Source organism: Streptomyces sp. NPDC024555 (genome assembly GCF_055559335.1).
In genome coordinates this window covers 93,618-117,023 of record NZ_JBVHKV010000023.1, presented here as the reverse complement: position 1 = coordinate 117,023, position 23,406 = coordinate 93,618, and the positions used below count along the sequence as shown (strand labels likewise).

At 72.3% G+C, this 23,406-nt stretch carries 24 protein-coding genes; 11 read left to right on the top strand and 13 right to left on the bottom strand.

Annotated elements, in window-relative coordinates; all coding sequences use genetic code 11:
* Positions 1-213: 213 nt before the first annotated feature.
* Entirely contained in the window at positions 214-1,143 is a 930-nt protein-coding gene (locus ACZ4FH_RS31495) for an HAD family hydrolase (protein ID WP_383650778.1), read from the bottom strand.
* 147 nt (positions 1,144-1,290) lie between these two features.
* Here ACZ4FH_RS31495 and ACZ4FH_RS31490 point away from each other — a divergent pair, with 147 nt between their 5' ends.
* The 6 genes from ACZ4FH_RS31490 to hemB all read left to right on the top strand — a co-directional run bounded on the left by ACZ4FH_RS31490 (position 1,291) and on the right by hemB (position 7,883).
* Entirely contained in the window at positions 1,291-1,566 is a 276-nt protein-coding gene (locus ACZ4FH_RS31490; RefSeq protein WP_385112693.1) for a glutaredoxin family protein, read from the top strand.
* Positions 1,567-1,838: 272 nt separating this feature from the next.
* The gene (locus tag ACZ4FH_RS31485; protein ID WP_467309182.1) at positions 1,839-2,606 is read left to right on the top strand and encodes a redox-sensing transcriptional repressor Rex; all 768 of its coding nucleotides are present in this window, start codon (positions 1,839-1,841) and stop codon (positions 2,604-2,606) included.
* Positions 2,603-4,111 (top strand): glutamyl-tRNA reductase, encoded by a 1,509-nt coding sequence (locus tag ACZ4FH_RS31480; RefSeq protein ID WP_467309181.1) that lies wholly within the window; start codon positions 2,603-2,605, stop codon positions 4,109-4,111. The genes ACZ4FH_RS31485 and ACZ4FH_RS31480 overlap by 4 nt, the downstream gene beginning before the upstream one ends.
* Complete coding sequence (gene hemC / locus ACZ4FH_RS31475; RefSeq protein WP_467309180.1) at positions 4,108-5,094, top strand: hydroxymethylbilane synthase; 987 nt, start codon at positions 4,108-4,110, stop codon at positions 5,092-5,094. The genes ACZ4FH_RS31480 and hemC overlap by 4 nt, the downstream gene beginning before the upstream one ends.
* Positions 5,091-6,758 carry a bifunctional uroporphyrinogen-III C-methyltransferase/uroporphyrinogen-III synthase gene (locus ACZ4FH_RS31470; protein WP_467309179.1) on the top strand — a complete coding sequence of 556 codons (1,668 nt, stop codon included), beginning with the start codon at positions 5,091-5,093 and terminating at the stop codon, positions 6,756-6,758. Before hemC ends, ACZ4FH_RS31470 begins: the two co-directional genes overlap by 4 nt.
* 129 nt (positions 6,759-6,887) lie before the next feature.
* Positions 6,888-7,883: a porphobilinogen synthase gene (gene hemB / locus ACZ4FH_RS31465; RefSeq protein ID WP_467309178.1), complete on the top strand. Its 996-nt coding sequence runs from the start codon at positions 6,888-6,890 to the stop codon at positions 7,881-7,883.
* Positions 7,884-7,914: 31 nt separating this feature from the next.
* Here hemB and ACZ4FH_RS31460 read toward each other — a convergent pair whose 3' ends face one another.
* Positions 7,915-8,739 (bottom strand): HEAT repeat domain-containing protein, encoded by an 825-nt coding sequence (locus tag ACZ4FH_RS31460; protein ID WP_467309177.1) that lies wholly within the window; start codon positions 8,737-8,739, stop codon positions 7,915-7,917.
* A 101-nt stretch (positions 8,740-8,840) separates the two neighbouring features.
* On the opposite strand from ACZ4FH_RS31460, the gene ACZ4FH_RS31455 reads away from it, so the two are divergent.
* A complete protein-coding gene (locus ACZ4FH_RS31455; RefSeq protein WP_467309176.1) occupies positions 8,841-9,257 on the top strand; it encodes a DUF3224 domain-containing protein in 417 nt (138 codons plus the stop codon).
* A gap of 42 nt (positions 9,258-9,299) precedes the next feature.
* On the opposite strand, the gene ACZ4FH_RS31450 is transcribed toward ACZ4FH_RS31455, so the two are convergent.
* On the bottom strand, positions 9,300-10,019 hold the full coding sequence (locus tag ACZ4FH_RS31450) for a DUF4232 domain-containing protein (RefSeq protein ID WP_467309175.1): 720 nt from the start codon (positions 10,017-10,019) through the stop codon (positions 9,300-9,302).
* A gap of 350 nt (positions 10,020-10,369) precedes the next feature.
* Between ACZ4FH_RS31450 and ACZ4FH_RS31445 the strand changes: the two genes are divergently transcribed.
* Entirely contained in the window at positions 10,370-11,809 is a 1,440-nt protein-coding gene (locus ACZ4FH_RS31445; RefSeq protein WP_467309174.1) for a helix-turn-helix domain-containing protein, read from the top strand.
* 42 nt (positions 11,810-11,851) lie between these two features.
* On the opposite strand, the gene ACZ4FH_RS31440 is transcribed toward ACZ4FH_RS31445, so the two are convergent.
* The 3 genes from ACZ4FH_RS31440 to ACZ4FH_RS31430 all read right to left on the bottom strand — a co-directional run bounded on the left by ACZ4FH_RS31440 (position 11,852) and on the right by ACZ4FH_RS31430 (position 15,428).
* Positions 11,852-13,681 carry an alkyl/aryl-sulfatase gene (locus ACZ4FH_RS31440; protein ID WP_467309173.1) on the bottom strand — a complete coding sequence of 610 codons (1,830 nt, stop codon included), beginning with the start codon at positions 13,679-13,681 and terminating at the stop codon, positions 11,852-11,854.
* A 179-nt stretch (positions 13,682-13,860) separates the two neighbouring features.
* On the bottom strand, positions 13,861-15,276 hold the full coding sequence (locus ACZ4FH_RS31435) for a glycosyltransferase (RefSeq protein ID WP_467309172.1): 1,416 nt from the start codon (positions 15,274-15,276) through the stop codon (positions 13,861-13,863).
* Positions 15,273-15,428, bottom strand: coding sequence for a hypothetical protein (locus ACZ4FH_RS31430; protein ID WP_467309171.1), 156 nt, complete (start codon positions 15,426-15,428; stop codon positions 15,273-15,275). Before ACZ4FH_RS31430 ends, ACZ4FH_RS31435 begins: the two co-directional genes overlap by 4 nt.
* Positions 15,429-16,355: 927 nt before the next feature.
* Between ACZ4FH_RS31430 and ACZ4FH_RS31425 the strand changes: the two genes are divergently transcribed.
* Positions 16,356-16,556: a hypothetical protein gene (locus ACZ4FH_RS31425; protein WP_467309170.1), complete on the top strand. Its 201-nt coding sequence runs from the start codon at positions 16,356-16,358 to the stop codon at positions 16,554-16,556.
* Positions 16,557-16,597: 41 nt separating this feature from the next.
* Positions 16,598-17,059, top strand: a complete 462-nt coding sequence (locus ACZ4FH_RS31420) for a hypothetical protein (protein ID WP_467309169.1) — start codon at positions 16,598-16,600, stop codon at positions 17,057-17,059.
* 13 nt (positions 17,060-17,072) lie between these two features.
* Here the strand turns inward: ACZ4FH_RS31420 and ACZ4FH_RS31415 are convergent, their stop codons facing one another.
* Positions 17,073-17,504: an ester cyclase gene (locus tag ACZ4FH_RS31415; protein WP_467309168.1), complete on the bottom strand. Its 432-nt coding sequence runs from the start codon at positions 17,502-17,504 to the stop codon at positions 17,073-17,075.
* Positions 17,505-17,555: 51 nt separating this feature from the next.
* A complete protein-coding gene (locus ACZ4FH_RS31410; RefSeq protein ID WP_467309167.1) occupies positions 17,556-18,164 on the bottom strand; it encodes a GNAT family N-acetyltransferase in 609 nt (202 codons plus the stop codon).
* A gap of 150 nt (positions 18,165-18,314) precedes the next feature.
* On the opposite strand from ACZ4FH_RS31410, the gene ACZ4FH_RS31405 reads away from it, so the two are divergent.
* Positions 18,315-18,992, top strand: coding sequence for a class I SAM-dependent methyltransferase (locus ACZ4FH_RS31405; RefSeq protein WP_467309166.1), 678 nt, complete (start codon positions 18,315-18,317; stop codon positions 18,990-18,992).
* 127 nt (positions 18,993-19,119) lie between these two features.
* On the opposite strand, the gene ACZ4FH_RS31400 is transcribed toward ACZ4FH_RS31405, so the two are convergent.
* From ACZ4FH_RS31400 to ACZ4FH_RS31380, 5 genes are all read right to left on the bottom strand, one after another.
* Positions 19,120-19,629 carry a mycothiol transferase gene (locus ACZ4FH_RS31400; protein WP_467309165.1) on the bottom strand — a complete coding sequence of 170 codons (510 nt, stop codon included), beginning with the start codon at positions 19,627-19,629 and terminating at the stop codon, positions 19,120-19,122.
* Positions 19,630-19,959: 330 nt separating this feature from the next.
* The gene (locus ACZ4FH_RS31395; protein ID WP_467309164.1) at positions 19,960-20,475 is read right to left on the bottom strand and encodes a DinB family protein; all 516 of its coding nucleotides are present in this window, start codon (positions 20,473-20,475) and stop codon (positions 19,960-19,962) included.
* Positions 20,476-20,717: 242 nt separating this feature from the next.
* Entirely contained in the window at positions 20,718-21,980 is a 1,263-nt protein-coding gene (locus ACZ4FH_RS31390; protein ID WP_467309163.1) for a choice-of-anchor A family protein, read from the bottom strand.
* 129 nt (positions 21,981-22,109) lie between these two features.
* Complete coding sequence (locus ACZ4FH_RS31385) at positions 22,110-22,910, bottom strand: DUF4253 domain-containing protein (protein ID WP_467309162.1); 801 nt, start codon at positions 22,908-22,910, stop codon at positions 22,110-22,112.
* 97 nt (positions 22,911-23,007) lie between these two features.
* Positions 23,008-23,367 (bottom strand): hypothetical protein, encoded by a 360-nt coding sequence (locus tag ACZ4FH_RS31380; RefSeq protein WP_467309161.1) that lies wholly within the window; start codon positions 23,365-23,367, stop codon positions 23,008-23,010.
* Between the last annotated feature and the right edge of the window lie 39 nt (positions 23,368-23,406).

Sequence of the window (23,406 nt, the reverse complement as noted above, 5' to 3'; positions counted from 1 at the left end):
GCTCAAATCACCGATTACGTCGCTTCTGTAGCGACTTTGCGATGCATCAAGTAGCGCATCGTGATCGGTTATTGATCGATTTCCTTACGGATCTGCCTGCGGGCGCGACGGGTTGTGGCCGGGTGCGGACAGGCCGACTGGCCGGAGCCGTAGGGGCGTACGGACTTCGGATCGGTGTCCCGCCCCGGGCGCGGCCCGGGGCGGGGGAGGGGGTCAGCGGCGGCGGCGGTGCAGGGCGACGGCGGCCGCGGTGCCGCCGGCCAGGGCGCCGACGCCCGCCGCGGCGGGGATGCCGACCTTGGCGGCCTTGCGGCCGGTCCGGTAGTCGCGCAGCCGCCAGTCCCGGGCGCGCGCGTGCTTGCGGAGCTTGGCGTCGGGGTTGATCGCGTACGGGTGCCCGACCAGGGAGAGCATCGGGATGTCGTTGTGCGAATCGCTGTACGCGGCGCAGCGGGCGAGGTCCAGGCCCTCGGCGGCGGCCAGCGCGCGCACCGCCTCGGCCTTGGCCGGACCGTGCAGCGGTTCGCCGACCAGGCGTCCGGTGTAGACGCCGTCGACCGATTCGGCGACGGTGCCGAGGGCCCCGGTCAGGCCGAGGCGGCGGGCGATGATCGTGGCGGTCTCCACCGGGGCGGCGGTGACCAGCCAGACCTTCTGGCCGGCGTCGAGGTGCGCCTGGGCGAGCGCGCGGGTGCCGGGCCAGATGCGGTCGGCCATGTACTCGTCGTAGATCTCCTCGCCGATGGACATCAGCTCCGAGACGCGGTGGCCCTTGACGATGGACAGCGCGCTCTCGCGGGCGTCCTGCATGTGCTCGGGGTCCTCGACGCCGGCCAGCCGGAACCAGGCCTGCTGCCAGGCGAACCGGGTCAGCTCGCGGCGCTCGAAGAACTTCCGCTTGTACAGCCCGCGGCCGAAGTGGAAGAGCGCGGCGCCCTGCATGACGGTGTTGTCGAGGTCGAAGAAGGCCGCCGCCCGGTCGTCTCCGACGACGGGGAACTCGGGCTCCTCGGCGGTGTCCTCGGCGTGCCCGGCATCCGTGAGCGAGGACTGCCGTGCTGCCTCTGCTGCTGCCTCGCCCGCCAGCACGCTCCGTGCTGTCGCGGAGCGCCGGCGGGGGGTGAGCCATCCAAGAGCGGCCATGCCGGTGAGCATAGTCATTCGGCCCGCCCGATCCCGAGCTGCCGGGATGCGGTGGCGTGAACTCTCGACGGCGGAGACGTTAAACGGGCGATTGCGGAGGGACCGGCCGAAACCGGGAACGGGTCGGCGGCGGCGCAGAATGAGGGCATGAGTCCGTTGCTGCGCCGTACGAAGAAGAAGCCCGCCGAGCGGGTGGTGACCCTGGTCGGGAAGCCGGGGTGCCATCTGTGCGACGACGCCCGCGAGGTGGTGCGGGCGGTCTGCGAGGAGACCGGGGCGTCCTGGGAGGAGAAGGACATCACCGGTGACGAGGAGCTGTACCGGGCGTACTGGGAGCAGATCCCGGTGGTGCTGGTTGATAACGAACAGCACACGTTCTGGCGTGTGGACCCGGCGAGACTGCGCAGCGCGCTGCTTTCCTGAGTCAAACGCGGTTACCATCGTGGGCGTTTTGAGTGGTCTCGGGGGCGTGGCTGTGAGGAGTGTGTTCCGCTTTGCCCCCTTCGGGCCTGCAACGGGCTGATGCGATCCATGGTTCCTGGATCGCGCGACGTGCGTGCGTGACCCCGGTCACTTTGACCGGACAAAACGGACACAATCTTTGTGCACGCGTTCACAAAGACATAGCCTGCATTCGACGGGGCGGTCTTGGGACATACGGCCGCCTGCAGCCCCGCTCATCCCGCAGGAGCACCGTGGCAACTGGCCGAAATCACCGACCGGCGACCCGTAGCCGAGGAATTCCCGAGGCCACCGTCGCCCGACTTCCGCTGTATCTCCGCGCGCTGACCGCGCTCTCCGAGCGTTCGGTCCCCACGGTCTCCTCCGAGGAGCTCGCCGCGGCGGCCGGGGTCAACTCCGCGAAGCTGCGCAAGGACTTCAGCTATCTCGGTTCGTACGGCACGCGCGGCGTCGGCTACGACGTCGAGTACCTCGTCTACCAGATCTCCCGTGAGCTGGGCCTCACCCAGGACTGGCCGGTCGCCATCGTCGGCATCGGCAACCTCGGCGCGGCCCTCGCCAACTACGGCGGCTTCGCCTCGCGCGGCTTCCGGGTCGCCGCCCTGATCGACGCCGACCCGGCGCTCACCGGCACGCCGGTCGCCGGGATCCCCGTCCAGCACGCGGACGAGCTCGACCGCATCATCAGCGAGAACGGCGTGTCGATCGGTGTGATCACCACCCCGCCCGGCGCCGCCCAGCAGGTCTGCGACCGGCTCGTCGCCGCGGGCGTGACCTCCATCCTCAACTTCGCCCCGACGGTGCTCTCCGTGCCCGAGGGCGTCGACGTGCGCAAGGTCGACCTCTCCATCGAACTGCAGATCCTCGCCTTCCACGAGCAGCGCAAGTCCGGCGAGGAGCCCGCCGACGGCGGCCCCGACCCGGCCGCGCCGCCCGTGCGCGCCACCACCACCGGCCGGAAGGGACCCGACGGGGACATGCCCGCCGTGATGCCGGCATGAGCCTCCTCGTCGTGGGACTGAGCCACCGCAGCGCCCCCGTCTCCGTACTGGAGCGGGCCTCGCTGACCGACGACAGCCGGGCCAAGCTGCTCCAGGACACGCTCGCCGCGGAGCCCGCGGCCGAGGCCGCCGTCCTCGCCACCTGCAACCGCATCGAGCTGTACGCCGACGTGGACAAGTTCCACGCGGGCGTCGCCGAGCTGTCCACGCTCCTCGCCCAGCACAGCGGCGTCGGGCTGGACGAGCTGACCCCGTATCTCTATGTGCACTACGAGGACCGGGCCGTCCACCACCTCTTCTCGGTGGCCTGCGGACTGGACTCGATGGTCGTGGGCGAGGGCCAGATCCTCGGCCAGATCAAGGACGCGCTGGCGCTGGGGCAGGAGCTGCACACCGCCGGTCGGCTGCTGAACGACCTGTTCCAGCAGGCCCTGCGGGTCGGCAAGCGCGCCCACAGCGAGACCGGGATCGACCGGGCCGGACAGTCCCTGGTCACCTTCGGCCTGGAACAGCTCGCCGACGGACGCGAGCCCGCCGCCTGGGCGAAGGGCAAGCGCGCCCTGGTCATCGGCGCCGGCTCGATGTCCTCGCTGGCCGCCGCGACCCTGGCCCGCACCGGCGTCGCCGAGGTCGTCGTCGCCAACCGCACCCGGGCCCGCGCCGACCGGCTGGTCGAGATCCTGGGCCAGGCCGACGGCACCGGAGTCACCGCACGCGCCGTCGGGATGACCGAGGTCTCCGGTGAACTGACACGTGCCGACATCGTGGTCTCCTGCACCGGTGCCACCGGTCTGGTGCTCACCGCCGAGGCCGTCGCCGGGGCGCTCGGGGTCGACGTCGTGCCCGCCCGGGAGGCGCCCGCCGCCGCCGTCGCGGCCCTCGCCGCACCCGCCGCGCCGGACGAGCAGCACGCCGCCTGGGTGGAGAACGGTTCCGCCACGGCGACCGCGCAGGCCCGCGCCGTGCGCCGGGCGACCGTGCCCGCCCAGTCCACCGGACCGGTGCGCCTGGCCCTGCTGGACCTCGCGATGCCGCGCGACATCGACGGCGGCGCCGCCCGCCTCGACGGTGTGCGCCTCGTCGACATCGAGTCGCTCGCCGAGGCGTCCGCGGACGCCCCGATGGCCGCCGATGTGGACCAGGTGCGCACCATCGTGGCCGACGAGGTCGCCGCGTTCGGCGCCGCCCAGCGCGCCGCCCACATCACCCCGACCGTCGTCGCGCTGCGCACGATGGCCGCCGGTGTGGTCGCGGGCGAGATCGCCCGGCTGGACGGCCGCCTCCCCGACCTGGACGAGAAGCAGCGCGCGGAGATCGCGCAGACCGTGCGCCGCGTCGTCGACAAGCTCCTGCACGCGCCCACCGTGCGGGTCAAGCAGCTCGCCAGCGAGCCCGGCGGCGCCGGGTACGCGGACGCGCTGCGCGAACTCTTCGACCTCGACCCGCAGACGGTCGCCGCCGTCTCCCGGGCAGACCTGAACGACCCGAATCGAGGGCGGTCATGACCGACAACTCACCCCTGGGCGCGGGGGGCATCCAGCCGCTGCGGCTGGGGACCCGGCGCAGCAAGCTCGCCATGGCGCAGTCCGGCATGGTGGCCGACGCGGTCCGCGAGGTGACCGGCCGCGCCGTGGAACTCGTCGAGATCACCACGTACGGGGACACCTCCCGGGAGCACCTCGCGCAGATCGGCGGGACCGGCGTGTTCGTCGCCGCGCTGCGCGAGGCGCTGCTGAGCGGCGAGGTGGACTTCGCCGTCCACTCGCTCAAGGACCTGCCGACCGCGCCGACCGAGGGTCTGGTGCTGGCCGCGGTGCCGGTGCGCGAGGACCCGCGCGACGCGCTGGTGGCCCGGGACGGGCTGACCTTCGAGCAGCTGCCGGCCGGGGCCCGGATCGGCACCGGCTCGCCGCGCCGCATGGCGCAGCTCAACGCGTACGCCCGCAGCCACGGCATGGAGATCGAGACCGTGCCGGTGCGGGGCAACGTCGATACGCGTATCGGATTCGTACGAAGCGGGGAGCTGGACGCGGTGGTACTCGCCGCGGCCGGGCTCAGCCGTCTCGGACGGAGCGGTGAGGTGACCGACTTCCTGTCGGTCGACACCGTTCTGCCCGCTCCCGGCCAGGGAGCACTGGCGATCGAGTGCGCTGCCAGCAGCGCCGACCTCGCCGCCGCGCTCGCGGAGCTCGACGACCCGTACACCCGGGCCGCCGTGACCGCCGAGCGTGCCCTGCTCGCCGCCCTGGAGGCCGGCTGCTCCGCACCCGTGGGTGCGCTGGCCGACCTCCTGGCCGACGGTCAGGCTGTCAACGAACTGCGCCTGCGCGGGGTCGTCGGTTGTACCGACGGGTCCTCGCTGGTGCAGCTGTCCACCACCGGTCCCGTCCCCACGTCGCACGACGACGCGGCGGCCCTCGGTCGCGAACTCGCGGCCGAGATGCTCGCCAAGGGTGCGGCCGGTCTTATGGGGGAGCGAGCACAGTGAGCCCCACCGGCCCCGCCGCATCCGATTTCCCGGTCCTGTCCGCAGGGCACGTCACCTTCCTCGGCGCCGGTCCCGGCGATCCGGGACTGCTGACACTGCGCGCCGTCGAGGCGCTGGCGAGCGCGGACGTCCTTGTCGCCGAGCCGGACGTCCTCGGGGTCGTTCGCTGCCATGCGAGGGCAGGGGTGAGCACCCCTGAGCTGGCGGTTGTTGACGCGCAGTCAACAGCCGCCGGGGTTCCCGTTCTCAGGGACGCCGCCAATCTTGTCATGGAGGCCGCGAAGGGCGGCAGGCGGGTCGTGCGTGCCGTCGCGGGCGATCCCGGCCTGGACGGGAGCGCCGGCTCCGAGATGCTGGCCTGCGCGGCCGCGGGCATCCCCTTCGAGGTGGTGCCGGGCGTCGCCAACGCCGTGGGCGTGCCCGCGTACGCCGGGGTGCCGCTCCGGGACGCGCAGGGCGCGGACGTCCGCTTCGTGGACGCCCGTACCGCCACGGACCGCTGCTGGGCCGAGGTCGGGGCGAGCGACGCGACGTGCGTCATCTCGACCTCGCTCGACGCCGTGGCCGCGGCCGCGGGCGAGCTGGTCTCGGCGGGCCGCAAGCCCGACACCCCGCTGACCGTGACCGCCGCCGGGACGACGACGCGCCAGCGCACCTGGACCGCGACGCTCGGCACGGTCGCCCAGGTCTTCAAGCAGGGCAAGGTGCTGCCGTCGCCGGACGGGCACCAGCCCGTCATAGCCGTGGTCGGGGAGCGCAGCTCCGCGGCCCAGCGCGACCAGCTGGCGTGGTTCGAGTCGAAGCCGATGTTCGGCTGGAAGGTGCTCGTGCCGCGGACGAAGGAGCAGGCCGCGTCGCTCTCCGACCAGCTGCGTTCCTACGGCGCCGTGCCGCACGAGGTCCCGACCATCGCGGTCGAACCGCCGCGGACGCCCCAGCAGATGGAACGGGCCGTCAAGGGCCTGGTCACCGGGCGCTACGAGTGGATCGCCTTCACCAGCGTCAACGCCGTGAAGGCCGTCCGGGAGAAGTTCGAGGAGTACGGGCTCGACGCCCGCGCCTTCGCGGGGATCAAGGTCGCCGCGGTCGGCGAGCAGACCGCCGCCGCCCTGGTCGACTTCGGTGTGAAGCCGGACCTGGTGCCCTCGGGCGAGCAGTCCGCCGCGGGTCTGCTGGAGGACTGGCCGCCGTACGACCCCGTCTTCGACCCGATCGACCGGGTGTTCCTGCCGCGGGCCGACATCGCCACCGAGACCCTGGTGGCCGGGCTCATCGAGCTGGGCTGGGAGGTCGACGACGTCACCGCGTACCGCACGGTCCGCGCCTCGCCGCCGCCGGCCGAGACCCGTGAGGCGATCAAGGGCGGCGGGTTCGACGCGGTGCTCTTCACCTCGTCCTCCACGGTGCGCAACCTGGTCGGCATCGCGGGCAAGCCGCACAACGTGACCGTCATCGCGTGCATCGGTCCGGCCACGGCGAAGACCGCCGAGGAGCACGGGCTGCGCGTGGACGTCCTCTCCCCGGAGCCCTCGGTGCACAAGCTGGCCGAGGCCCTGGCCGAGTTCGGCGCGCGCCGCCGGGACGCGGCCAAGGAGGCCGGGGACCCGGTGACCCGGCCGAGCGAGCGCCGTCCGGGCGCGCGGAGACGTCGTACGACGACCTGACCCTCCGGACCGGTTCCAGGGGCCCGGCCGCTTCTTTCCGAAGCGGCCGGGCCCCGGCGCGTTTTCCGGTGCACTTTCCCGGCACGGGTGTCGGTAAGAGCGTGATGTGTACGGGTCTAGTCTCGAAGGATGACTGTGTACGGAAACTTCCCCGGCTCGCGGCCCCGTCGGCTGCGGACGACCCCCGTGATGCGGCGGATGGTCGCCGAGACACGGCTCGACCCGGCGAACCTGATCCTGCCCGCGTTCGTCCGCGAGGGCATCGACGCCCCGGTCCCGATCTCGGCCATGCCCGGGGTCCAGCAGCACACCCTGGACACCCTGCGGAAGGCCGCGGTCGACGCGGTCGCGGCCGGTGTCTCGGGGATCATGCTGTTCGGCGTGCCGCTGGACGAGAAGAAGGACGGCCGGGGCACGGCGGGCACCGACCCGGACGGCATCCTCCAGGAGGGGCTGCGCGCGGTCCGCGAGGAGGTCGGCGACGAGCTGGTCGTCATGTCGGACCTGTGCCTGGACGAGTACACCGACCACGGCCACTGCGGGGTGCTCACCGACGACGGCCGCATCGACAACGACGCGACGCTGGAGCGGTACGCGGAGATGGCCCAGGTCCAGGCCGACGCGGGCGCCCATGTGGTCGGCCCCAGCGGCATGATGGACGGCCAGGTCGGTGTGGTCCGCGACGCCCTGGACCAGACCGGGCACGAGGACGTGTCGATCCTCGCGTACACGGTGAAGTACTCCTCCGCCTTCTACGGCCCGTTCCGCGAGGCCGTCGGCTCCTCGCTCCGGGGCGACCGCAAGACGTACCAGCAGGACCCGGCCAACGCCCGTGAGTCGATGCGCGAACTGGCGCTGGACCTGGTGGAGGGCGCGGACATGGTCATGGTCAAGCCGGCCGGTCCGTACCTCGACATCCTGGCGAAGGTCGCCGAATCGGTGGACGTGCCGGTCGCGGCGTACCAGATCAGCGGCGAGTACGCGATGGTCGAGGCCGCCGCGGAGAAGGGCTGGATCGACCGCGAGGCGGCGATCCTGGAGAGCCTGACCGGGATCCGGCGCGCGGGTGCGCAGATGATCCTGACGTACTGGGCGACGGAGGCGGCGCGGCTGCTGCGGGCCTGATGCCTGACGCCTGACGCCTGATGCCTGATGCCTAGTCCGCCAACGGCTCGCCGTCGGTGGCGTCGTCCAGCCGTCCGGTGAACTCGACCTCCTCGCGTACCTCCGGGTCCGGGTCGGCGGCCAGGCGGCGCAGGAGGTCGTCGGTGCCGGGGGTCGTCCAGCGGGCGACGGCCCGGACGAGGGCGGCGCGGACGGCGGGGTCGGGGTGACCGGCGAACGGGGCGAGGCGGTCGAGGGGGCCCCGGCGGCGGAAGCCGAACCAGTAGAGCGCCTCGCCCAGGGCGCTCGCGTCCCGGGCCGCGTCGAGCCGCTCCAGGAGGACGGGGACGGCCGGGGCCGGGCCGTCCAGCGGGTGGGGGCGGCGCCGGCGCAGCCGGGCGGAACCGTACTCGCCGCGTACCCGGCAGCCGGTGCAGGTGCACGGGCGGGTGCCGTGGGCGTCGGGGAAGTAGCGCCAGCCGGTCACCTGGCGGACGGCGCGGACGCGGTGGATCTCGCCGCGGGGGACGGGCCGGGAGAGGAACACCTCCCAGCCGCGCGGGTCCTCCAGGGCGGCGATCCGGCGGACGGCCTCGCCCGCGGTGACCCCGGCGGGCGCTCCGCCGCGCCGGCGGCCGTAGTGGCCGACGGTGACGGGCTCGGCGTCGGGCAGTCGCAGATGGACGGCGACGAGGCCGCGGGGGCCGTGGTGGCGGGCGAGTTCGCGCAGCCACTGATGCGTCAGGGTGTACGAGGGCAGGACCGGGAAGCAGTACACGCCCCGGCCGCCGTCGGGGCCGTGCGCGGCGGCCCGTATGCCGGTGCGGCGGATGCGGTCCGCGTACGCGGCGGGCGTCAGATGCACGAACATGGCCATGGCCGTGAGGGTAGGTGACCGCCCCCGGGCGGGCCGACCGGTTTTCGGGTGGGCCGACCCGTTTTCGGGTGGGTGTCAGAGGCGGTCATTACGATCGGGCCATGCGAACTTCTGGAACGTTCACCGTGACCTCGTTCGTCCCGACCGAGCTGAAGCCCGAGCCCGAGCCCGCGATCACGACGGCCCTTCCGGTGGGGCTCGCGACCATCGTGAAGGCCTTCGAGGGCGGGGTCGTGGGACGGTCCACCACCCTGTTCACCGCCGCGTTCGACCAGGAGTCCGGCGCCGGCTCGTACATCGCGATGGAGTCCTTCGAGGGCGCGCTCGACGGCCGGGAGGGCACCTTCAACTTCGTGCACTCGGCCGCGACGCGCGGTTCGGACCGCTCCGACGAGTTCTTCTCGATCGTGCCGTCGAGCGGGACCGCCGCCCTCGCCGGGATCAGCGGGGGCGGCGGTATCGCCGTCGACGAGGACGGCACGCACCGGATGTGGTTCGACTACGACTTCGAGGTCTAGATCCGGGGGTGTGTTCGGAGCAGGGCGCTGGATCCGGGGTGTTCAGAGCAGGGCGTTGTCCATCTCGCTCTGCCAGTAGGTGACGAAGCCGTTGTCGTCCCAGTAGGTCGTGCCGGGCAGCGTCAGTTCGGTGGCGTCGGACTCGGACTGGTTGTTCCGGTCGGCGAGGAAGACGCCCAGGTGCTCGCTCTTGTACGGCTTCCGGCCGTTGGGCTCGCCGGTCAGGCCGATGCCGGCGTAGGCGGACTGGCCCGGCTCCAGCGTCACCACGGCCTGCGGCTTGCTGTCCTGGAGCACCGGGAACACCGCCTGCGCGTCGTCGAAGCGGAGCATCGGCGCGTAGTACGCGTAGCAGGGGCGGGAGCCCGTGTTGGTGAGGGTGAGCAGCAGGTGGTTGATGGGGCGGCTCACCTTGGTCACGGTGATCTTGGTGTTGGACGCGAGGCAGGTGACCGGGCTGGTGCTGCCGCCGCTGCCGCCCTTGCCGCCGCCCGTGCCTCCTGCGGGGGCCTTCGTTCCGGCCGGGGCCTTCGGCTTGGCGTCGCCGGCCGGTTCGGTGTCCGTGTCCGCGGTGGAGTCCTTGGGCGGGGTCGCGTCGGCCGAGGGCTTCGCGGTGCCGTCGGCGTCGGCCGAGGCCGCGGGGGAGGCCGCGCCGGGCTGACCGGCGGCGGCCCCGTCGTCCCCGTTGCACGCCGTCAGCGAGAGCGCGGCGAGCAGGGCGGTGGCGGCCAGGACGGTGGTGCGGATGCGGTTGCTGCGCATGGTGGTGCTCCCCGTGGAGTGTGTGGTGGTGTGTGTGGTGCCTGGTCGGGTGGTGCGTGGTCGGGTGGTGCGGTCGGTCACTGGTGGCAGATCAGGACCAGCACGATCGCGCTGGTCACGATCACCACCGCCATCGCGAGGAGATCGGCGATCTCGATGCGGAAAGGGCGTCGCACTGCGTCGTTCCCTGTCGTCGCTGTGGTGTGGTCCGAGCTTGCGGTACGCCGGATTCCGGCCGCAACGCCCCACGAACCATTCGGGATGCTGGAACGACTGCGCGTACGGTGACCTGGGAAGATTCCACGTCCCTGGAATGCCGTTCCGGGACGGACCGGGAGGGGAACAGCGCAGTGGCGACGCCGGAGGCCGAGGAATTCGCGGCCCTTCTCAAGGATCTGAAGGACCGTTCGGGGCGCAGTTACGGAATGCTCGCGGGCCGACTGCACGTCAGCACGTCGACGCTGCACCGCTACTGCAACGGCGACGCCGTGCCCGGGGAGTTCGCCCCCGTCGAGCGGCTGGCGCGGCTCTGCGGGGCGTCCCCCGACGAGTTGGTGGAGCTGCACCGGCGGTGGATCGTCGCCGACGCGGCCCGGCGGCGGGGGAAGGCGGAGGGCGGTGCGGAGCGGGGGCCTGCGGCCGCCTCTGCTTCTGAGCCTGTGCCTGTGCATGTGCCCGTTCCTGAGCCCGAGTCCGTACCCGTACCCGAGGCTGAGGCCGAGCCCGTACCCGAGCCCGAGTCCGTGCGTGAACCCGAGTCCGTGCGTGGGCCGGTAGCCGTGTCGCACTCCGGACCCGGCGATGTGCCCGAGGTGTCGCGGGAGCCCGTGGTGCCCGCCGCCTCTCGGTGGCGGCGGGCCTCGGGGCGGACCCGGGTGCTGCTCGCGGTGGCGGCGGTGGTCGCGCTCACCGTGCCCACGGCGGTGGTGGTGGGGGAGTTGCGGAACGCGGGTTCCGGTACGGCCGGGGAGCGCCCGGCGGGCGGGGCCCCGGAGGACGGCAAGGCGGCGGACGCCGTGTCGGAGGGCCCGGGGAGTCCGTCCGCCTCGGTCAGCGCGTCGAAGCGGCCGAGCCCGTCGGCGAGCAGCGGCTCCGCGTCACCGTCGGCGACGCCTTCCGGGTCCTCCTCGGCGGGCGGCGGGGCCGGAGCGGCGAAGCCCAGGAGCGAGCCGGGCCGGCCGCCGACCGCGGCGATCACCTCGTACAACTGGGACGGTCCGTGCGGGCAGTTCTATCTGGTCGACCAGGACGCCGGCAGCGTTCCGCCGCCGCCGGACAACCCGAAGACCTCACGGGGCTGGGCGAAGGTGCTCGGTGGGGTCGACGGCGGCACGATGATGCTCGAAATCACCGTGCAGGGCACCTCGGAGCAGGCCGTCGTCCTCAACGCGCTGCGCGTGCGGGTGCTGAGCCAGCGGGCGCCCCTCCAGCACTCCGCGTTCTCGATGGGCGAGGGCTGCGGCAGCACCATCGAGCCCCAGTCGTTCAAGGTGGACCTGGACGACAGCCGGCCCACGCTCGTCCCGGTCGCGGGGATGCAGGCGGACGGGCCCGTCCCGGCGAAGAACTTCCCGTTCCGGGTCACCGCCAGCGATGTGGAGGTCTTCGACATCGAGGCGCACGTGGAGGGGCACGACGTCAGCTGGGTCCTGGAGCTGGACTGGAGCAGCGGCGGCCGCACCGGCACGCTGGTGGTCAACGACGGCGGGAAGCCGTTCCGTACCAGCAGCATCGCCGGGCGGCCCACCTACTACTACCGCTGGGACACCTCGGTGTGGGAGAAGCGCTGAGGGGCGTGCGGAGGAAGCGGTGGGCCGCCTTGCCCGAAGGGGTTACGGGGTGACGATCGCGAAGGCCGGGTCCGTGCGGTCCAGGGCGTCCAGCAGGCGGTGCAGGACCATGAGGTCGCCCTCGTGCTCGATCGGTTCGGTGGTCGTGCCGCCGAGCAGGTCCATCAGCCGGTCCTTGGTGAGGGTGATGCCGAGGTCGGCGTTGACGTCCCGGACCCGGGCGTCTGGGACGACGGCGTGGGTGAGGACGCCGTTGCGCAGGGAGAGGCGGTAGGTGCGGCCCAGGTCGGTGAAGTGCCAGAGCGAGGTGAAGGACTCGTCCCACACCTTGGGGCCGTTGACCCGGATGGCGAGCGAGTCGAAGACCTGGCCCACCGACAGGGCCCCGGCCATGCTGCCGGAGCTGATCGGGGTGGTCGTGACGCCCTCGCGCAACTCCTTGGCGCCCATGAGGTAGTTGTTGCGCCAGGTGCCGCATTCGGCGCCGTGGCCGAGGCGTTCGAAGGTCTGGGCGAGGAGTTCCCTGGCGTCCGCGCTGTCGGGTGCGGCGAACACCGCGTGCTTGAGGATCTGCGCGGCGAAGCGGGCGTCGTCGTCGGCGAGGTACTGGCGGGCCTTGGCGAGGACCGCGTCGAGGCCGCCCATGCAGTCCACGTAGCGGCGGGCGCTCTCGGTGGGCGGGTGCTCCCAGAGGGAGGAGGGGTGGCCGTCGTACCAGCCCATGTAGCGCTGGTAGATCGCCTTCACGTTGTGGCTGACCGAGCCGTAGTAGCCCCGGGCGTGCCAGGCGCCGGCCAGGGCGGGCGGCAGTTCCATCATCTCGGCGATCTCGATGCCGGTGTGTCCCTGGTTGGCGAGCCGCAGCGTCTGGTCGTGGAGGTACGCGTAGAGGTCGCGCTGCTCGGACAGGAAGCGGGTCAGCCGCTCCGTGCCCCAGGTCGGCCAGTGGTGGGAGGCGAAGAGCACGTCGGACTCGGCGGCGAAGGTGTCGACGGCCTCGGTGAGGTAGCGCGCCCAGACCCGGGCGTCGCGGACGACCGCGCCGCGCAGGGTCAGGATGTTGTGGAGGTTGTGGGTGGCGTTCTCCGCCATGCACAGGGCGCGGCGCTGGGGGAGGTGGAAGTTCATCTCCGAGGGCGCTTCGGTGTCCGGGGTGAGCTGGAACCGGAACAGCACCCCGTCCAGCGTCTCCTCCTGGCCGGTCCGGGTCACGTCCACGGTGGCCGGCAGCAGGCTCGGGGTGCCCTTGGACGCGGTGAAGCCGAGGCCGACGCCGATGAGCCCGGCCGGGCCCGGCTCCAGCTCGGCGCCCGTGTGGTAGACCCCGCGCCGCAGCATCGCCGTACCGGCGTAGACGTTCTCGGCGACCGAGTGCTCCATGAACTCGGCGGGCGCCACGATCGGCACGTCCGCTCCCGGTTCGATGACGCCGAGCGTGCCGCCGAAGTGGTCGATGTGGGAGTGCGTGAAGACGACGCCCGTCACCGGGCGTTCCCCGCGCTGCGCGCGGTAGAGCGCGAGCCCGGCGGCGGCGCATTCGGCGGAGACCAGCGGGTCGACGACGATCACGCCCGTGTCGCCCTCGATCAGGGTCATGTTGGAGAGGTCGAAGCCCCGGATCTGGTAGACGCCTTCGGTGACCTCGTAGAGCCCGGCCCGCGCACACAGCTGGGACTGCCGCCACAGGCTCCGGTTGGCGGTCTCCGGACAGTCCTCCTCCAGGAACGCCGTGGCCCCGAAGTCCCACACCACCCGTCCGTCCTCCGCCGTCACGGTGGCGGTGGCGGGTGCGGCGACCAGCCCCCGGTCCGCGTCCTCGAAGTCGGTGGTGTCGGAGAAGTCCAGCAGATCGAGGTCGTCGGAACGGGACATCGGGCTCTCCCCACATCAGGGCGCGCCCGGCCGGAACCCGGGCGCGCGCGACCGCGTCCCACGCTGCCGCAGGACCCGTACGGGGGCATGGGGGACTGGGCCGGACGGGGGACGGGGCCGGGTCCGCCCCGTCCGGGTCCGTCTTCTTCGTCCCGGTCCGTTTTCTTCGTCCCGGTCCGTCAGCCGGCCGGGGTGGCGGCGACCGGAGTAGTGGTGCCCGGGGCGGGGGCGACCTGCGCGAGGGTGACCTCGGCCCCGTCCGTACGCGTGCCCCAGCCGGTCCGCATGCAGGTCAGCAGCCCGTACAGGCGTACGGCGCGCAGCACGGTCCAGGACCAGAGGAGGGCGAGCGGGGTGAGTGACCAGGTGGCCAGCTGGGAGCGCAGGCTCTGGTCGGAGCGGGCGACGGTGAGATAGCGCAGCGTCTGCGCGGCGACGATGACGAGGGGGACCAGGCAGAGGACGGCGGGCGGCCGGGTCCCGGTGTGGAGGTGGTGCAGGGCCAGCGAGACCAGCAGGGCCGTCGAGGCCACCTGCTGGAACCAGCGCAGGAGCTGCGCGAGATACGCGGGGTGGGTGGGCCGGAGGTAGCGCACGCGCCACAGCGCGCGGATCGTCGAGCCGCGCATCCACCGCAGGTACTGCCGCAGATGGTGGCCCACCTTCTCGGGCATGGCGCTGAACACCACGGCCGTCGGCTGCTGGACGACCCTGCCGCGCATCAGCCCGTAGAGCGTGAGCAGCGAGTCGTCGGAGAAGGCGACGCGGCGTCCGAGAAAGGTCTCTCCGAGGTACGCGTCGACGTGGTCGCGCAGGAGTTCCGCCCGGTACGCGGCCAGCGAGCCGGAGGCCACCATGACGCCGCCGAGGGGGGAGAGCGCGGAGCGGTCGACGAGCTGCGAGGTGACGTACCAGAGGTCGGTCACCCGGCTGAGCAGCCCGTTCCGGTTGTTGTGGGCGAGGACGACCCCGGCCACCACCTGAACCCGGGGGTCGGCGAGCGGCTGGAGCACCTCGTGCACGGCGTCCGGTGCGAGGTGCGCGTCGGAGTCGATGGTGAGGAGGACGTCCGCCCCGGGGCACCGCGCGGCGGCGCTCACCTGGGCGTTCCGTTTGCCCGCGTGCGGCACGTGTTGCCAGGTGGTGGTGATCCCGGCGTCCCTCGCCGCCGCGCACCACCACGTCCGCACGGCCTCGTAGTCGACGTCCGAACCGTCGTCGACGACATGGACGGAGTCGGGCCTGCGCCGCTGGGCCAGCAGGGAGTGCAGGGCGGAGCGGAGATATCCGGTGTCCTCGTTGTAGACCGGCATGAGCACGGCCACGTGCAGTCCGTCCAGCGCCCGCTGGGCGTCGGGGGACGCGCGGTGCGGGCGTTCCAGGCAGTACAGCGTGGTCTGGGCGGCGAGGATCACGGCGAGCGGTGCCCAGGCCCACTGCGCCTGGGGTACGGGAACCCCGGCGACATGGGCGTACGCCCGCGCGCCGTACGCGGTCAGCCCGACAGCGAGTACCGCCAGCGCCGCAACCGCCGCGACGACCTTGACCGCAGGACGACGACGCGCGACCAGCGGTGCCGGAGCATCCGCGCTCACACCCCCTCACCGCGCCGGAACGCCAGCCGCACGCACACCGCCCCGAGGACGACCGCGACCAGCGCCACCGCCGCGATCCACCAGCCGGCCATGGTCAGCCCGCCGATGACGAGGACTCCGGTACCGGTCTGGGCGAGTTGGTTGCTGTACATGGGGGTGGTGCTCCTTCGGGTGCGTGGAGGGCGCGGCCTATGGCCGACTCACCGTCACATGCGGGGGAGCGGGGTGCACGCTGTGTGACCTGGGCGGGGGGACGCGGTGCGGCGCTCGGGTGGATCCGGGGGCCCCGAAGCCCGGGTCCCGGGTCCCGGGTCTCGGGCTTCGGGGGGCCGGAGCCGGATACGGGTGGGGGCGTGGATCGCGGCCCGTGTCACCCGTTCGAGCGATCGGAGAGAGGGGTGCGGCCCGAAGCTCGGGTCTCGGGACCCAGGCGTCGAGCTCCGAGCGCCGGGATTCGAGCGCCTTCTTTAACTGATGGGTGGTTAAGGGGGGTTGGGAAAACCTCCCCGCCTCCCCACCCCGTAACGGCGAGCAAGTATGACTAATGGTGACGGCTTGCGACGGAGCGTGTCCGCTGTCTACGGTGCGAGCACATAAGACGACCCCGACGCGGTTTAGCACACCGGCCGGGGTCTGACCCAAGATCGCTGCACAAGAGAGACGATCCATGGCTGCACAAGACATTAGCTCCACCCTCTCCGCGCCCGCAGGACCGGCCTCGCATCCGATGGCGAATCCCGGCTACGGCAAGCGCGACGCCCCCGGCCAACTCCCGCGTTCATCAGGTGATTTCGCCCTGCTGCCCGCGCGCGAGCGATGCGTCGCCGGGTTCATCGAGCGTCTGCCCGAAGGTGCCTCGATGAGTGTGAAGAGCCTCGCGAAGCAGATCCCCCTGTACGGGCAGCAGGCGATCGCCTCCGCGCTGACGGCCCTCTCCGTGGCGGGACACCTGCGCCGCTTCCGGTGCCCGGTGAGCACGGACGGCGAGGTGCGGTGGGTGTTCCGTACGTACTGGTCGCGGACGGCCCGCGACAACGAGTGGTGGGCGGCGCTGGCGGCTGGTGGTGTGTCCGAGACGGTTGCTGCGCCTGCGCTTGTGTCTGAGTCCGCTGTGCCTGTTCCTGAGTCCGCTGGGCCTGCGACCGTGTCTGCCGGTGCCGGTGCCGGTGCCGGTGCTGGTGCCGGTGCTGGTGCCGGTGCCGCAGCCGCAGTCGCAGTCGCTGTTCCGGTTCAGCGAACGGCCGCTTCCGCGCCCGCGCAAGCGCCTGTGGCGCGTGTGATGCCTGTGGCGTCCATGGTGCCTGGGGCGCCTGTGGCGCCCGTGGAGCCGTCCCCCGCCTTCCGCGCCCTGGCCCTGCTCGGGGAGCGCGATGCGCGGCTCTCGCTCTCGGAGGACGACTGCGCCGTACTGGAACCGCTCGCCGCCCAGTGGCTCATGCGCGGCGTCGACACCGACTACCTCGTCCGCGTCCTGACGACCGGACTGCCCGAAGCGGTCGCCTCGCCCCGCGGCTTCACGCGCGACCGGCTCGTCAAGAAGCTTCCGCCCGCGCGCCGGGCGGTTGCCGCTGCCGGTCCGGCGGCGCCGAGCGCGTCGATGGAGTGCACCGCGTGCAGGGTCCCCGGCCCCGCCGAAGCGCTCCCGGACGGCCTCTGCCGCTCCTGCCGCACCCCCGAATCCGCGGTGGCCGCCGACCCGGAGAAGTGCGAGGTCCGCGCCCGGGTGGACGGGCTCAGGGGCCTGCTGCGCGAGTCCCGGCCGCCCCGGCCCGCGCGGCGCTGAGGGGGAGCACAGGTCACTGCCCGGAGGCGGCCGCCTGCCGGAGCTGGGCCGCGATTCCCTGCCGATCGATCTGGATCCAGTACTCGACGATCAGCCCGTTCTCCACCCGGTAGACCGCACTGGTCATCGCCGTGACCGGCGCTCCCGTCGGCGCGAACGCGTCCACCTGCCCCACGTGCCGCCCCTTCTGCGTCCAGCGCGCGTACACCCGGTCCCCGTCCGCGATCAGCTCGTCCACGGTCAGCGTGAACTCCCCGTACGCGTCGAGCATCTCCCGTACGTGCTCCGCGTACTGCTCCGGCGTGCGCTCCACGACCGCCGGCGCCTCCGACACCACCTGATGCGCCCGGACGCGCCCGGCCATGAAGTCACCGGCGCGCTCGGGGTGCCGCCCGGAGCGGACGTCGAGGAGGAACTGACGGACGAGGTCCTTGGGGTTGCTCATGCCCAAAGTGTGACATCGCGGCGTCCGCGCAGCTCGGCAGAGGGGGCCGGGTCAGTCCTCCCAGGCGCGGGGCCGGTCCAGGGCCTCCCATTCCGCGCGCAGCAGGGAGCAGACGGCGATGTCGAGACGCCGGCCCCGGTGCAGGCAGGCGGAGCGGCTGGTGCCCTCGCGGACGAAGCCGGAGCGGCCGAGGACGGCCAGGGCGGCGGCGTTCTCCGCATGCGTCTCGGCCACCAGCCGGTGCATCGGCAGTTCGCCGAACGCCAGGTCCACCAGGGCGTCCAGGGCCGCGACCCCGTACCCGTTCCTACGGTGCTCGGGGGCCAGCATGAGTTCGACCTCCGCCGTGCCGTTGACCATGCTCTGGTGCGTCAGCGCCGCATGGCCGACCGGGGTGCCGTCCGGGAGCAGCACGAGGAAGTCGTCCTGGTCGTCGTTGTCGTTGTTCCGCTCGATGCGCTCGCGCATCGCCGTCAGCGAGCGGGGCCAGATCCCGATCTCGTACACAGCGGTCGGATCCGCCCGCCACCTGTGCAACAGCTCCGCGTCATCCACGTCCACGGGCGCCAGCCCCACGGAACGCGCCCGCCACGACACCACCCTTGCGGCACCGGAGGCGTCGTCGTGCGTACAGCCGGACTCGGTGTCTTCTTCGCTCATGGGCGGACCTTATGGGGACGGCCGGGGGCGGAGCCATCGCGTTCCGGGGTGGGGGTGGGGTGGGGCGTGGTGCGGCCGTGGCCCGTCCGGGGCGTACGCCGCCCGGTAACGTGCCGGGCGGCCGACGCCGTGAACGAGAACGGACAGGTAGTGAGTGACACGCGCAGCGCCGCATGGGACACGTACGCGCAGAGCAAGCCCCAGCGGCGGAGGACCAACGCCAGGGGCGAGAGCACGTGGTTCAACTGGACCCAGTACCCGGACCACGGCCCCGGGGCCGATGTGCTCGGGCTCCCTCCGGGTGGCAGCGCGCTCGACCTCGGTTGCGGGACGGGAGGAAACGCCGCGCATCTCGCCACGCTCGGCGTGAAGTCCGTGGGCATCGACCTCTCGGCCAGGCAGCTCGACAAGGCGCGCGAGCGGTGGCCGGATGCGGACGGGATGGAACTCCACCGGTCCGACGCGCTCGCCTACCTCGCAGACACGGTCACGATCTTCGACGCCGTCTACAGCGTCTTCGGCGCCGCCTGGTTCACCGACCCCGGCCTGCTGCTTCCCGTTGTTCGCGCGCATCTCAAGCCGGGCGGGGTGTTCGCCTTCTCCCAGCGTCCCCCGGTCGAAGGGTGCTACGGCTGCCAGGCGTCGTACATTCCGCGCGGGTCGGATGAGGACCCCGCCGTCGTCAAGCGGTGGGACTACGAACCCGATGTGTGGGTTCCGATGCTCCAGGAACACGGCTTCGTGGAGGTGTCCGCGTCCGTGCTCGCCCCGCCCGAGGGCACCCGGCGTACGGGAACCCTGTTCGTCCGGGGCCTCGGGGGAGGCTAGTGCTCTGACCGTATTGGTTCGCCGGGGTGATCCTTGCGGCGGCCGGATGTGCGGTGACGTTCGTTCGCGAGGAGTTACGGTGCCTGCTCGCCCGCCACCGCATCACCTTCCAGCGGCGGTCGCCGGTTCAGCCGGCGTAAGGGTTGCCTCCGAGCCACGTGGTGCCGTCGAGCAGTTCACGTGCCGCGTCCAAGTGGCCGCAATGGCAGGCGACTTCGGTGAGCACGTGGATCAGGATGCGCCGAACATCAGGCAGTCGCCAGGTCGGCCAGATCTCCACGGGCCAGGCGGCGGGTTCCTGATCGGGTGTCGCGGCGGCGATCACGGCGTCCGCGCGCGCGATGGCTGCCCGGTAGTCGTGGAAGACCTCCTCGGAGCTCATCGCCGCGGGTACGAACCAGTGTGCCTCCGCGCCTGCCCGTAGGTGAGCAGACGCATCCGGCTCGCCGGCGATCACCCCAGGGAACCAGAAGCGTTCGACATCCAGGGTGAGGTGGCGCACCAAGGCCAGGCAGCTCCAGCCGCTGGGCAGTACCGGCCGTCGCAGATCCTCCTCCGAGAGTCCTTCGAGGATCCCCAGGACGTGCTCGCGCTGGTGATCCAGACCGATCTTGAGGGCGGCGAGTTCGCTGCTCACCGGCGACCCGGCAGGAGCGGGCCCGCTCTCCTCCGCAGGGGCCCCGGTGTCCTGGGAATCCTCTGCCGCCGTCTCTCGTGTCGAACTCCTCATCCTCACTCCTTCGTCAGCCCGCCGACATGACACTGAACTCGGCCCGGACGGTACACCGGGGGTACGACAGCACCTGACCGAGCACATAGGAATCCCGCCCGAAGCGACCTGCCACCCGACCCACGACCCGTCCTGAGAAGGAGCGAGCCCCCGCCAACCGGTGAACGTTCCCGGTCACAACACTCCGGCGGCCATGTCCTGGAAGGCCACGCCCTGCCACGCCCGGCCGTGCCCCGCCTATGTCAGCACCAGCCACCGCCGCCCGTCCAGGAGTTCGCGGGCCGCGTCGAGGTGGCCCGCGTGGCAGGCGGTTTCGGTGACGACGTGGAGGAGGACGTCGCGGACGGTGTGGAGGTGGGGGTCGCCGAAGAGGTCCTGGGGCCACCAGGCGAGAGGGGTCTCGGGGGTGGAGGCGGTGGCGATGGCGTCCGCGAGGGCGGTTTCCGCGCGGTAGCGGGCGAGGACGTCGGTGGTGGGGGTGGTGTCGGGGACCAGCCAGGCGTTGTCGATGTCCGCGAGGGAGCCGATGACGTCCTTGTCGCCCGCGACGACGGCCTGGAACCAGAAGCGTTCCACGTCGAGCGCGAGGTGCTGGACGAGGCCGAGACAGCTCCAGCCCGAGGGGAGGACCGGGCGGCGCAGCTCCTCGTCGGTGAGGCCGTCGAGTATGCCGAGGATGTGGCGGCGCTGGCCGTCCAGGGCCGTCAGCAGGGCCTGGATCTCGGGGGCTGCGGCTGGTGTGGGTGGGGTCACTGGGGGCTCCGGGGGCGGTGGGGCCGGATGGGTTTCCCGGCCAACGCCCCCATGCTGGGCGGGTGGTGGCGCTCTGTCCAGGGCTTGAGGTGCTTGGTCCGTCCGGGGGAGGGGCAGTGGGGCGGTGCCGTTCGTGCGTCCGCAGGGGCAGGCCGGGCCGGTGCGGGGCGTACGGGAACGGCCCCTGGATTCCGCCCGGTAGAGGCGGGATCCAGGGGCCGTCGGACACGGCGGTGTCAGGGTCAGGCGCGCTTGCGGCGGCGGGTCATGACGACCAGGCCCGCACCGGCGACGACGACCGCGGCGCCGCCGAGGGCGATCGGGAGCATGTTGCTGCTGCCGGTGGTCGCGAGGTCGCCCTCGGCGGGCTTCGAGGGGCTGGCGGACGGTGCCGGGGCGCCGGGGGACGCCGAACCGGACGGGGTGCCGGAGGGGGCGTCGGACGGGGTGGCGCTGCCGGTCGGCGGTGCCGAGGCCGACGGGGTGCCCGTTGCGGGGGGCGTCGTCGTGGGCGTGCCGGGCGACGGGGTCGTCGTGCCGGGGACCTCCGGGAGGCAGCCGGTGAACGGGAAGTGGTGCGTCTCCGCGCCGCCCGATCCGTGCAGCGAGGCCACCCACACCGAGCCGTTCACCGGGGCGCCCGTGCCCAGTTCCAGGTGGGCGCGGGGCGCGAGGACGCTGCCCGGCCAGGCCGCCTGGCTGCTCTTGACGATCTTGGTGGCGTCCGGGAAGTTCCACAGCAGCGCGGCGCGGACCGCGCCGCCGTTCGCGCTCTGGAGCTTGTCGTCCAGGACGAAGTCCTGGCCGCCCGAGAGGAAGAAGCCCGTCGTGCCGGCGCTCGCCATGTCGTAGCTCGCGCCCGTGACGTTGACGACGGTCGTCGCCCCGGCCGGGACCTTGACGAAGACCTCCTTCGCCTTCTCCAGCTGCGAGGCCGGGACGGAGAAGACGTTGCGGCCGGTGTCCGTTCCGGTCAGCGTCAGCCTGGTCCCGTCGAGCCGCACCTCGGTCCCGGCGGTGGCCTGCTCCCCGGCCAGGGCGTCGGAGTACGTACGCAGCTTGGCGAACTCACCGTCGAAGTCGATGAGATCGCCCTTCTTCGCGAAGGTCCCGTTGTGCATCTCGACGGCCCGGTCCTTCACCGAGCCGCCGACGACGGCGTTGCCCTTCATCACGACGGTGGCCGAACCGCCGTTGAGCAGGTCGCCCCGCACGACGAGCGACGCCCGGCCGGGCAGTGCGTCGACCTGGGCGGACGTCAGCTCGTTGCCGACGCTGAAACCGCCCCGGAAGTCGGCGTTGCCGCCCACCGCCACGGCACCTTCCGCGTCGGGGGAGTGGACGTCGTCCCCGAGGACGAATTCGCCGTACTGTCCGGCGATGCCGAAGGCGTTGGTGGCGCAGTCTCCGGCGGCGGGGGTGGCCTGGGCGGCCGGAGCGACGGTGAGCCCGAGGACGAGGGCACCGCCGAGCGCCGCGAGGGCGGCAGAGGTCGGTATGCGCATAGTGCGTGGTTCTCCTGCGGAGCAGTTATGAAGATTCTGTGGCGACTCCGGTCATGATTCTCACACTCGGGGAAATTGGTCAAGACCAATGCAGGCGTTACTTCCGCCGCCGTTCGGACCGTCCGGGGTTCAGTCCCACCAGAAGGACCACACCTCCTGGTGGAGCACGGCCTTCTCCGCGTACACCTCCAGCGTGCTGAGCGTCGACTGCTGGATGTTGTCCGGGCAGAACGCGAAGTGCTCGGCCGCCAGGGCCTGGGCCTCGGCGGCCGTCGTCGGCGGGCGGCTCACGGAGACGATCATCGTGTCGAAGCCGAGCGCGACGACGCGGGCGCCGAAGCGGTCCTCCCAGGAACGCAGCACCGCGCAGAGCCGCGCCACATCGTTCTCATGGTTCGTCGGGCCCGCCCAGCCGATCGCCGCCGGTATGTCCGCGCTGCGCCGGGCGGGCACCAGCCCCGCCCGCAGCCCGGCCATCGGCCCGCCCATCTCCGTCACCTGGTCCGCGATCGCCGCCGCCAGCTCCTCCGGCGTGTCCGGCCCGGCCACGGCCGGCACCGGCGCCAGGCCCGGCCAGGCGATCACGGAGGAGTCGCCCGGCGGCAGTTCGTCGCCCGCGTACTCCTCCCAGAACCCGCGCAGCACCTCTTCCGCCTCGTGGTCCCCCGCGTACGACATCCGGTCCGGATCCAGATCCCAGTTCTGCGGCAGCTCGTTCCGCATCCCGCCGTCGATCAGCACCGGCAGCAGCCCGACCGGCCGCCCCAGATCACGCAGCGCCGCCCACGTCCCGGGCACCGCCGCCTCCTCCCCGTACCAGAGCAGGGGTTCGTGCCACGGGCCGACCATCGTGGAGTCCACGAAGGTCCCCGGCGGGAGTCGCAGTCCTGCGTCGGCGGGGGAACGGAGCGGGTTCGGAAGCGTCGCCATAGTCGAACAGTAGGGCGCGCCACTGACAACGGGGCGGCCTCGGCCCCGACGTGCCCCGTGAACGCCCGCCTGCGCGGGCGGTCATCATGTGCCCCCGCTACCGTCCTTCCACGGCGGAGGAATTGACGATCTCCCTGTCGATCACCGCGTCCGCCGCCCGGGACGCCTCGTCGTCGCGCGGCGGTACGGGCAGACGCCCACCCCGGCACTCCGCGATCCGCACCAGGTCCCGCACCGCCTGGCACAGGGACGCGACCGCGCCCCGTAACTCCGTTTCCGACAGGTCCTCTTCCGACAGCATCTCGTCGATGTACTCCAGGAGGTCGGAGGCCATGCCGAGCTGGACCGCCTCCAGGTTGTCGGCCAACCGGTTCAGCACCGACCCCGCACCACCGTCCGTGATGAGGAAGGACGGCTTTCCGTCCTCGCCGGCCCAGGGAAGCAGCCGCATGCCCATCAGCGGGCTCCCCGGCCGGAGGCTGCCCGTTGGCAGTGA